Genomic DNA, 11,198 nt, shown 5'->3' on the forward strand with positions numbered 1-11,198 from the left:
CTATCATTTCTGTGTGACAACCACCTCCTAGCACACTTTATTAAAAGCAAGAAGCGTGCCAACTTTTTTATAATACACTAGTTGATTTTAAAGGTTTCTTAAGCAATACACAAAAACGATACACTAATAAAGTGTATCGTTTTTGTGTATTTATAGATTAGTGTATTTATTTTTTTCCAAATGATTGTGGATCAATTTTACTAAAAAGTAGATTTCCGCCGGTGGTGTTTTGACCTTTATTTGATATTCTAGATTGTTCAACTGTTCTTCCACTAACAAATAATATTCATCTGTAAACATGCCGTTCAGCTCATCCGCCTCAACGGTCAAAGGTTCATTCAAAATGATCCGCTCAATCATCCCTACAGTATGCAAAACAAGATTGATCTTAAAACCATATTCTATTTCATCTATCGATACGGCATGTGCCATATCTCCGGCAAATTCCCACAGCGGATCAATTAATTTCGTTCCATTGATAAACGTAAAGTTTTGTGTAATAAACTCCAAACAAGATTTTTTTGATGTTTCTTCATCTAATGAGACTTCATCCATGTCCTCTAATTCCGATTCCAGAAGTAATTGATCTAAAATCAGTTCGATATTTTGATCAATAAAGTGCTCCAACGGTATAAACGGAGCTGCAATATGTGGATCAGTGATCCCTGTTGTTGCAATGATCTGATAGTTTTCTTGGATCTTAGGTAATGCATCTTTTAATTCAATGATCGATAAAGCTAAAACTGTTAACTCCGTCTCTTGGCGTTTGCTGACAGCTCGTTCGATCAATTCTTTGATTCGTTGAGCCGTACCCTCTCCTGATGCACAAACAGCCAAAACAGCTTTTTTGCGAATATCTGATAGATCATCTGTAACCTCTGTTGAGATTTCTGCATAGCCGCGGAAATTTTTCAACGATTCATACAACATATCCAAGTCTGTACCCAAAACAGATACTTTACGCACCGTCTCTAAAACTAAGGAAGTCGTTACCATATCCACTGTCCGAACAGGAATCCCAGTATCTCTTTGGATCTGTGTGTTGAACGAAGCCAAGGAGCCCATATCCACTAATAAGATGGTTCCACTGCCTTCATCCACTTCTTCAACATTACGTTCGATCCTAGCAAGCGCAGTTTTTGGATCCATATCCAACGGCATGTCGACCGCTCGTACATTATCAGCATCTAATAACTGTTGGACTACTTGTACCATACTGCTTGCTGTACTTGTACCGTGAGCTGCCACTACGACCCCGATTCTGCCACTCGCTTGGTTCGCTCGAAGTGACACAAGCAGGACCGTCAAATAATAATCCTCACTATCGGGAATCTTCACTTGAAAATAGGTTTCGATATATTTTCTTACTTCTTGTGCGATCGTATATTCTTCCGAAAAATCAATCGCCATTTCACGTATATTGTCATTTGTATGACGTTCCTCGCCAATATTGATCCGTTTTAAAAACGAACTAATATGCAAGCTCATGGCGTAAATGAAATTCTGTTGAAATTCATAAGGTAATGCTTTTTTGACCATCACATAAATTTGGTTTGTTACCTCAATGATTTTTGGATCGACAAATTCTGCTAATTTGTTATCCGCATTAAAGGAGAACCCGTGATCCTTGTAGAAAGATTTCAAATGGATATTGATGTCTGTCGAAATAAAATGATTGATTGCTTCTTGGTCTAATCCATCTGACTTCAAAAGAGCAGCTTTATCACCGATGATATCATAAAGATTATAAGGAAGCTCATAGGAATCGGACTGGATCTTCATGATCATATCATTAGGTAAAACCGTGATTTTAGGTTCCAGTAACTTTGATAATTCAGACATCGCTTCTCTGTTACTCGCTAATTGGATCAAACCACTTCTGATCCCTTCCGTCAAATCATCGATCGTGATCGAGATTTCCGGTGAATTCATATGATTCAGGAAGCCTCTTGCACAAACCAGTTGGATATTCGATTTCAGCTGCCCAATATTTCCATAGGTCACACTGCCTACTAAAGCTTTGACGACATCTTCAGTCAACGTGATTTTCCGCTGCGTGCGATTGGCTTCATGAGCGATCATGATTTTTACTAAATCGATTTTTTCGTTTGCTGGTCGTTTTTCAAATGCCGGCAACTTGATATTGATCGGGATACGGCGAACAAAAGTTTCTAATAAAGAAGAACCTGGATCTTCTGTGGTTGCCCCAACGATCCGAACATTCGCTTCATGAGATTTTGTCGTCTCACCCAAACGACTATATGTGCCATGATCCATAAAATAAAAAATCATTTCTTGCCCTTCTGGTGGCAAACGGTGGATCTCATCCAGAAACAGCATTCCGCCATCTGCTTGATCGATGATCCCCATTTTTTCTTCTTCCGCCCCAGTGAAAGCACCTTTTACATAGCCGAATAGATGACTCATCAATAGTTCTGGATTATTTGCATAATCTGCACAATTGAATACGATCAGCTCATTTTCTTCTCCTACCACATTATTTGCCTTGGCGAAGTGAAACATTGCGTGTGCAAAGTAGGTCTTCCCTGATCCCGTTGGTCCTGTAATCAAGCAATTCAATCCCTTTGGAGGATATAAAATTGCCGCTTTCGCTTGTTCGACAGAATTTTTCATACTGCCATTTGCACCGATGATTTTAGCAAAGATATCCTTTGTATCGATTTGAATCATTGGTTTTTCAATTTCATTCGTCGTTTCTTTATAGCTGATCACATGTTTACCAGCTGGTTGATTATAAGTGACATGCATTTGATATATGTAACGTACAGGTCGTCCGTCTGTCTTCAACAATTTTCCTTCACGTACAAGCTGATTAAGATCTTTACTGCTATTCGTTCGTTGAATTCCTAAAATTTCAGCGATTTCTTGTGTTGTTACGCCTTGATCATATTCAGCAGGTGTAAGATGAGCGGTTTTCTCTTTGACATACGTATAAATTCGGTCAATTCGTTTTGCCAATTTTCTCGCTCCTTTTTTAGACTGGTTTCAAAACATAATACTATTGATTTAATTAGATTTCGTCAACTATTTACCATAATTCTCTCTTTTAAAAAATCTATTATAATAGGATTCCTCGTAAAAAAACAAGGTTTATTAAAACATTTATTGATTCTACTATTTTTCATATAAAAATTCTTTTGTTCCACTATCCTTAGTACTAGTGCGTGTTATTACTTTAATCTTTCTTACAATTGAAATCAACAGATTATTAAAACGACAAATTATCTATAACTAATTCATAAAAAACAAATTACTAAAAAAAAAGACACTCCCTAAACAAAGTACCTGTTAGAAAGTTGTCTAATTAACTAATTAAATCGTTATGAAAAACTGATTATTTCTTAAATCGAATATTCGGATAATTTTTGATCAAACGATTCAAATTATGATGTTTTATTCTCATTGGCTGGTTTCTAAGAAACTGAGCGACTCTTTCTCTACTTCTAGAAGATCGACGATTCATCAATAAATGTTTTAAGCGGAATTCTTTTATCGCTGCATTTTCAGGATCAGAATTATCAATTACAGAAGCCACTTCTTTCTTGGTCGTAAATGTAAAAACAAAGGTAGAGAGTACATCCAGTAGGAAAAGAAACGCAATCACCAACGGCCCAATGTTTTCTGTATTTCTAATGAATAACTCAATGACGTCTTGAATCATCGGATTGATCCATCTGATCAACAAGAGACACCCTATCCCCCAAAATAATGACACAGGAACCGCCACTCTTCCCTCAATATTAAAGGGAACTTTTGTGTAGTCCCATAATTTCATACCAAATAATTTTTCTAATAGCCAGCTTGTAACAAATTCCACGACCGTTACGATCACCACTGCATTGAAATAGAGATTCAGCAATGTTCCCGCATTACTTGGCACAAGTGTCAGTACAGCCACTACACCAAATCCATAAACCGGACAGTAAGGACCAAGTAAAAAACCACGATACACAAAATGCCTTGCCTTGATCGAACAAAAAACACTTTCCCAAAGCCAACCTATAAAAGAGTACGTAAGAAACGTCATAAATAAATTTTCCAAAAACCTTCCTCCTCTTGTAAAAGAATGAACAATTCCCACAAGTTTAGTATAACAAAAAAAGGAATAAAATGATTTCATGACCTAGTGCGTTTTATTTGATCTATAATTTAAGAAAAGCAAAAATTTTCAAGCAATCTACATTTGAGATATTTTTGTTTGTATGGATTTACACTTACATGAACAACCGAACTATCTCGATTTTTTGAAAGTATAGCCAAAAATATGGTCAAAAAATATCTTTAACATACAAAAAAGCTCTATCCCTTGAGATACAAGGAATAGAGCTAGTCGTTTATTAAGCTTCTTGAGCTGCTGGATAAACAGACACTTCTAGTTTTGCAATTCTTGACTAGTTCTAGTTAGACCTGTTTGCCTTAATATCAACATTTTTATAATTTTGTAATTTCTAATATTTTCTATATTTTTATAAAAAGTATGGTCATTTTTTGTTTCCATTGACACATTTTATTTATCAGATCCAATAATAATTGGATGTTAATTTGAACAAATATACACCATAAACACAACGTACCTGCGAATACGTTGTGTTTTTTCTTTTTCAAAAAAAGACGCTTACCACTGCGAAAAAGTAAGCGGCATTGAGGAATTATTTAATTCACTTTGACAATAATTATCATAGTACTTTTTTATCAAAAATCAATACTAAAAAAGGCTGCTCGAAAGGGTAGCCCAAGAGATAATAATTCGCAGTTAAACATATAAGAATGGGTGATGATAATCGATCATAGTTATGCTAATTATATTGTGCTACATGCTTTGAAAGAGATCTTTTAAACGTAGAACGGAATACATGTAGCACAATTTAATTATAATATATGTAATTAAGTTTCTCTATTTGTTTTAGTTAGCTTGAAAAATACCACCCAAAGGTGGCTGAAGAAAGCTTCATTAATAAATTTTCTTACAAGGAAACTGTAGCATGATTGATATAAAATTGGTAAGTATACTTTCGTTGATCCATAAGGATATATAGATTATTTTAAATAAAACTTGAATGTACTCAGTTTTTGTAAATTATGTTTTCTAGCCTAATTAAAAGCTTCTGAATATTGTATTACACCACTTATTCCATCAAGAGCATTTTCTGACAAAATTTTTATCATAAAAGATTCATCTGGAACGTCAAATGGAGCTTCAATGTCATATTGACTAGCTGGTGTGTATCCATACCGAGAATAATAACTCGCGCTTCCTAAAATAGTTATAAATTTATAATTTAATTCTTTAGCCTTCGTTTCAAGCGTTAATAATAGGGTTTCTCCAATTTTTCTACCCTGATAGGCTGGTGCAACACTTAAAGGAGCTAATGCTAATCCTATGCATAAAGTTTTATTTTTGTTAATTACTTCAACTTCACTTAACAATCCATGTCCTATAATTTTATTATTCTCAACAGCAATAATTTCAAGTTCTGGAACGTAATAATTAGTAAATCTAAGTTGAGTCACTATTTCTGCCTCACCATTATATCCGTATTCACTATTTTCAAATGCTTCTTTTATAAGTGAATTGATCTCTAAATAATCTGTTATTTTTATTGTTCTTAATTGCATAATATACTCCTTCCTAAAATTTTTTTATTAAAAAATAATTACCTTATGCGGTTGAATTTAATTAGTTTTATCCATATATTTTCTCCTTGATTACATTAAATTTTATGTCCCCTATAGGACTCGAACCTACATCCTGACGATTATAGCTATAAAATCTAAAAATAAGAAACTATCCCAACTGAGATGTTTAAAATCCAACAATATTTACAGATTGAGAATCATATTGATCTTTATCTAAAGAATTAACACATTCTACTTATGAAGAGCATCAAACATCGTTTTTTCACTGTATTCTTTATTTTTGTGTATCTCTTTTTTCATCATAGTTAAAGCATGAGGATAATAAGAAATTTGCGCTAATTCTTTTTTTAGTAAATCTATATTTTTAAAATCAGGATTCAATTTTTCAGCACAGATATGGCTCTCCGATATCTTTGGAACATGGTAATTCATTTTTTCAAAAACTGGCCTTGATAAAACTGTTTGTAACTTCTTTTTAAAAGTATCTTTTGCTCGACAATTTTTTAAATATAAATACGTATTAAACATATCTATTATACATGGTGTATAAACTTCCTTATTAAAATTCAATTGCTCAAACCTATCTAATAAAATCGCTGTCAAATCCAAATAAATCTCCTTAGATGATTTTGTGTGAGGTAATTTGACTTCACGTAAAAATGTAGCTTGAGCTCCTGATCCTTTATAATTAGTTTTAATTTTAGATAAAATAGAATATCTTTCTTGGCCTAAAGAAAACTTTATCGATGCTTCTAATTCTTTCGCTAAACAGTTTCCTAATAAATATTGATATGTACCAACCCTTTCTCCGTAATATTCATTAATAGCCATTTCACTAAGTTTCGTTAAAATTACTTCCTGCTTATAACCGTCTAAATCTACCATATCAGATACTTGTTTCTTAGGGTTAATTAATCCCAAATATAAAATTTTAGCTAGTTCAAGAACCTTAGTTTCTTCTATTTCATAAATATAACTAACGATACCCTTTTTATCTTGATATATATGTGAACTATATACATGATCACACACGTTCTTTCGACTTTCTATACTTATAGTAGACTTATCAATAATTTCAATCTGAATCATATTTTCTTTTCTTTTAGCAATTACTCCAATTTCATGCAATCTAAAACTTTTTTGATCTTTAAAATAAAATGCTGTAGTTAGAGGTAAAATCAAAAAACTATCTACATCATTTGATATTAATTTTTTTAATTTAAATGGTAACAACCCCGGTTCAATAGAAGCATATAAACTATCATCTAATGATTGTCTAAGTTTCACAATATCTCTATTTTGAAATTTTTCTTCATTTATTGTTAAATAATCCTTATAGATTGATAATAACTCAATATTAGGTTTATATTCGGTACAATCTTTAGGTTTATAATGTGAACTATCTAAATTTAATAATTGAGTAAAAATCCTTAATAAAAATGAAGCGTACTCTTCAGAATTAATAAACTCTTCTCTTTTAATCTTTGCAACTGTTAAAAAAAGTTCTTCTTTTTCATTATCATTCATGTTTATAAACACTTCCTATTCGTTCATGTTTATAAACACTTCCTATTCGTTCATGTTTATAAACACTTCCTATTCGTTCATGTTTATAAACACTTCCTATTCGTTCATGTTTATAAACACTTCCTATTCGTTCATGTTTATAAACACTTCCTATTCGTTCATGTTTATAAACACTTCCTATTCGTTATTTTATAATGATACCGAAATAAAAAATAGTTGTGTTGTTATTATCAAAAAAGCAATAAATACGAAAAAATAGAAAAAACAGGATATTAAGATATCTTATTAATATGTAATTTAAAAGCTGTAGTGTACCTTTTCCACCACCTACTAATCCTTGACATTCATGCTGATTATGTGCTCTATCATTCTCTGATCTATGCTAACAGATCTGTATCCTTCTTCATCGTTTAAATAACCTATGACCACTTTTTTCTTAATTTCCAGTGTATATTTTCTAAAAAAAGCTCCTCTAAATTAGATTTTTAGTCCAATTTAGAGGAGACACTTAAAGATTGAGAAAGTTATTTTTTACGGCATCAAATAGAACGGTTATGAGCCGTCTGCTCTAACCAACTGAGCTAAGGGTACAGGTTGTTGCCACCATCTATTGGTTTATTCGTTAAGAAAAAGTTGGTGGCAACAAAATTATTATCGCATTGACTAAGAAGCGTTAAACTAAATAAGCATCCTTCATCAAGAAGAATTTATTCAAAATCCTAAAAATTTTAAAAGTATTGGAATAGCTATCGCAGTCACAAGCATTATTTTTAACTGTTTAAAATCTTCTTTTTGATCTTTTAGTTCATTTTGAATGTAACTCGTATCTTGCCTTAATAATTTAATCTCAGTCATAATTTCATTGTGCCTATTATCTAAATGATTTGTAAGCTTACTAAACTCTAAATCAAGTTCCTGTTTTGTAACATACTTTGTCATATCACCACCTCCTGAGTCTCCTCCACCATGCTCGTTTCTAAATTTTTTTGATTCTACTAAATTCACTAATTTTTCACTACTCATTTTCGCTCACCATTTTTATTGGTAATTTTGTATCTAACACAATATTATCAAGTTCATAAAAAGCATTATCTAAATCTTCTATACTATCAATTTTGTACGAAGAGTAAAATATCTTTAAAGACAAATACGTTTTGCTAAAGTTATAAAATTCATCAAATTTTTCTCCCTCGAAACTTCCTTGGACAGGGACAAGACTATTGTCGATTGTTAGAATTTTATCTTCTATTTTTAAACTCTCTTGATCCATTCGTCCCAAATCTAAATGCGTTGAAAACAAACGAATTACTTTATATCCTTTTCCACTTTTATTAGTTTCATATATACAAAAATTGATATATCTTGCTTCTCTTGGCTCATTATAGTTTAAATACTGGGAACTAGTTCCTGTGAAAATAGCCTTAATGTATAAGTCAAAAGATTCGTTTTCTCTCAACAATTTTATACCATTGATAACTTCTTTACTCTCATCAGTAAACGCAAATGATACCAAGCTTGGCTTGTTCAACGTGTAGAAAAAACTATTGTCAATAATCATGGCCTACTCTCCTTTTCATTATCTTGGTTAAAGCGTAACAAAACATGAGTATTATAAAAAGGATTTCAGCCATTTATTTTTCGCTTATCATCTAAAATGATTCTATTTTAAGCTATTCTAGCATTATTAATATATTTTTGGATTTCAATGAGGAGACTATTTTATAACGTCAAATAGATATCCTTAATCCGCACATCATTCACTGCAGATTCACCATTTGCTTGGTTACAACGACGAAAAATGACATCAATTTTCGTGCCTTTTTTCATCCAACTTAGATCCACTGTGACGTCCATTCCTAGGGTATCGCCACCTTTGTAACCATAATTTTTCTTCACGTCAGGTCGTTTGATTCCTTGCGAAGCCACACGAGTGATTTCTTTTGTGGTACCATGTTCCATAATTAAGATATATGCAAATTTACCAATCGCACCTTCTGGTTTATTTGGTACCAGCAATTCGCACTTTCTCTTTATTTACTTCATTGAATTTTTCTAGTTTCACCCACGCGTTCCCTTGATGAACAGCTTTACTTTCTGCTACGGCTTTGTCATGATCAGATGGTGTTTGTGGTTTTGAAACTGTATTTGTAGAAGAAGTAAATCCACTCAGTGATTCCCTGTAATAGCTTCAACTAAGCGATAGGCAATTCCACGATTAGAAAAGACATTACAGTTCAATAGATCATCACGCTTATAAGTACCTGTTGTTTTTGATGATCCCCAAAGACCTGTATACTTTTCCAAAACTTTTGCTTTCGCAAGATCATTGTTATCTGGAGAATATTTAGCATCGATAATCACATGACCACCAGTAGCTGTAGCACTTGCAGCATCCAAATGGAACTCTGTCACCGAAGCATAACCATTTACGTCATACGCTCCACCTCCAGCTTTTGTTTGCTGAAACATGTCTAATGATTCATTGTAAAAGTCGATTTGATTCCTTTTCAACTTAGAAGCCCATGCTTTTAATTTTTGGCCTAAAATATTTCTGGTAAACGTTGCTTCTTGATATCCATTACCTACTACGCCTGGATCTCCTTGTCCGTGTCCAAAAACTACTAAGTGTTTACTCATTTTCATCGTCTCCTTGTAAATGATTTGTTGGGAAATATTTTTCTTTTTTAACTTCAATTTCATCTTCTAGCCACTTAATTAGCCACATTGGAAATTTATCTTCCCAACCTAAAACAGCGATATTTGCCATCAAACTATAGAAATTATGGTAAATAAAAGCGAAGGTAACAAACAAAAAATAATGGAGCCAGTACCTAACAAATAATCAAAGCCATAGGCAATCATGCAAATCACCAAGATTATAAAATCTCGAATAGCTGAATCGATCAGAGTCGTACTATTTTTCTTTTTACTTGTCGATAGTTTGGCTAAACTAGACCCCACAGCCCATTCCATAAGAAAAACTGCTAATAATATTCCAATAACAACCGCATGCTCAATACCTAATTTCTTTGACGTAATCCAATCAGGAAACACCAAAGAAATTCCTCCACCAATTGCACCTAATACCCAACTACCGTCATAACTCATTTTTAAAAGTTGATTTTTCAACAGTTCTATCATCGTATTCACTTATTTTTTTCCTTTCATAAAAATAAATAGCGCACTCGTTGGAGTACGCTACTAAATGGTTTTACATTTCTTAATCTAACCAATATGAAAATGTATCTAGATAACAATATTTAACATCTTTGCCACTGTCATTTCCTACATATAAATTTCCTGAGCTAGTGACGGCTATTCTACATGAAGTACTCAATAAATTAGTTGGTCCTAAGCCCATTTTAGTAACAGAAGGAATAAGTTCCTTTGGTAGTGTAGAAACCTATCAAAAGCTTAAATCTCATTTAGGAATTCCAAAATACAACAGATATCAAGAATGACTTGATTTTATAGAAAAAAACGAGATTTTAGAATCATTTGACAACAGTATTTTAGAAATAGAATTGGAATAGGAGTTGGATTTCATGGCAATGATTAAACAATACCAAAAGAAAAATGGTGAAAAAGCGCGGTACTTCAAGACATACCTTGGTATTGATCCGTTAACTGAAAAGAAAAGGTATACAACTAAAAGAGGATTTAAAACACAAAAAGAAGCAAAAATCGCGCTTTCTAGATTAGAACTTGAATTACAAAGAACAGGAATACCTGCAATTACAAACGCTACTTTCAAAGAAGTAGCAGAATTATGGCTAGAAAACTACAAAAAAACTGTAAAAGAAAGTTCATACTCAAGGACTAAAATCATCTTTAACAGACACATATATCCAAAATTGGGAAATATTAAACTTTCTAAAATTAATACAGCATATTGTCAAAAAGTAGTAAATGATTGGAGTGAAAAAGGAACTTCAAGATAAAGTCCATATAATTGTGTAAAAGATAAAAGGCCATGTAACAGCCCTTTTACGGTACAATGTTTTTAACCACAA

8 protein-coding genes and 2 pseudogenes are annotated in these 11,198 nt (G+C 32.6%); 1 reads left to right on the plus strand and 9 read right to left on the minus strand.

Annotated features, from left to right (window positions below):
• Positions 1-150: 150 nt before the first annotated feature.
• From DVW83_RS06380 to DVW83_RS06415, 9 genes and pseudogenes are all read right to left on the minus strand, one after another.
• Positions 151-2,979, minus strand: coding sequence for a sigma-54-dependent transcriptional regulator (locus DVW83_RS06380; RefSeq protein WP_104662065.1), 2,829 nt, complete (start codon positions 2,977-2,979; stop codon positions 151-153).
• A gap of 376 nt (positions 2,980-3,355) precedes the next feature.
• On the minus strand, positions 3,356-4,063 hold the full coding sequence (locus tag DVW83_RS06385) for a putative ABC transporter permease (RefSeq protein WP_137239145.1): 708 nt from the start codon (positions 4,061-4,063) through the stop codon (positions 3,356-3,358).
• Between the two features lie 1,049 nt (positions 4,064-5,112).
• A complete protein-coding gene (locus DVW83_RS06390) occupies positions 5,113-5,637 on the minus strand; it encodes a GNAT family N-acetyltransferase (protein WP_104662067.1) in 525 nt (174 codons plus the stop codon).
• Between the two features lie 252 nt (positions 5,638-5,889).
• Complete coding sequence (locus DVW83_RS06395) at positions 5,890-7,185, minus strand: hypothetical protein (RefSeq protein ID WP_137239147.1); 1,296 nt, start codon at positions 7,183-7,185, stop codon at positions 5,890-5,892.
• Positions 7,186-7,896: 711 nt separating this feature from the next.
• Positions 7,897-8,208 carry a hypothetical protein gene (locus tag DVW83_RS06400; protein WP_104661410.1) on the minus strand — a complete coding sequence of 104 codons (312 nt, stop codon included), beginning with the start codon at positions 8,206-8,208 and terminating at the stop codon, positions 7,897-7,899.
• Complete coding sequence (locus DVW83_RS06405; protein WP_104661409.1) at positions 8,201-8,743, minus strand: hypothetical protein; 543 nt, start codon at positions 8,741-8,743, stop codon at positions 8,201-8,203. The genes DVW83_RS06400 and DVW83_RS06405 overlap by 8 nt, the downstream gene beginning before the upstream one ends.
• Positions 8,744-8,904: 161 nt before the next feature.
• Positions 8,905-9,822: pseudogene (locus DVW83_RS06410) on the minus strand (N-acetylmuramoyl-L-alanine amidase).
• On the minus strand, positions 9,815-9,952 hold the full coding sequence (locus DVW83_RS15450; RefSeq protein ID WP_224784485.1) for a hypothetical protein: 138 nt from the start codon (positions 9,950-9,952) through the stop codon (positions 9,815-9,817). Before DVW83_RS15450 ends, DVW83_RS06410 begins: the two are co-directional and overlap by 8 nt.
• Positions 9,952-10,335: a hypothetical protein gene (locus DVW83_RS06415; RefSeq protein WP_238699376.1), complete on the minus strand. Its 384-nt coding sequence runs from the start codon at positions 10,333-10,335 to the stop codon at positions 9,952-9,954. Before DVW83_RS06415 ends, DVW83_RS15450 begins: the two co-directional genes overlap by 1 nt.
• A 395-nt stretch (positions 10,336-10,730) precedes the next feature.
• On the opposite strand from DVW83_RS06415, the pseudogene DVW83_RS06420 reads away from it, so the two are divergent.
• Positions 10,731-11,123: pseudogene (locus tag DVW83_RS06420) on the plus strand (Arm DNA-binding domain-containing protein); the annotation flags it as partial.
• Between the last annotated feature and the right edge of the window lie 75 nt (positions 11,124-11,198).

This window comes from Enterococcus sp. VV15, from assembly GCF_005236045.1.
In the GTDB taxonomy this organism is placed as follows: domain Bacteria; phylum Bacillota; class Bacilli; order Lactobacillales; family Enterococcaceae; genus Enterococcus_B; species Enterococcus_B durans.

Bases quoted from the DNA above. Each gene is read 5' to 3' on its own strand.
- DVW83_RS06390 (WP_104662067.1), bottom strand. From the start codon at position 5,637: ATGCAATTAAGAACAATAAAAATAACAGATTATTTAGAGATCAATTCA.
- DVW83_RS06395 (WP_137239147.1), bottom strand. From the start codon at position 7,185: ATGAATGATAATGAAAAAGAAGAACTTTTTTTAACAGTTGCAAAGATT.
- DVW83_RS06400 (WP_104661410.1), bottom strand. From the start codon at position 8,208: ATGAGTAGTGAAAAATTAGTGAATTTAGTAGAATCAAAAAAATTTAGA.
- DVW83_RS06405 (WP_104661409.1), bottom strand. From the start codon at position 8,743: ATGATTATTGACAATAGTTTTTTCTACACGTTGAACAAGCCAAGCTTG.
- DVW83_RS15450 (WP_224784485.1), bottom strand. From the start codon at position 9,952: ATGGCAAATATCGCTGTTTTAGGTTGGGAAGATAAATTTCCAATGTGG.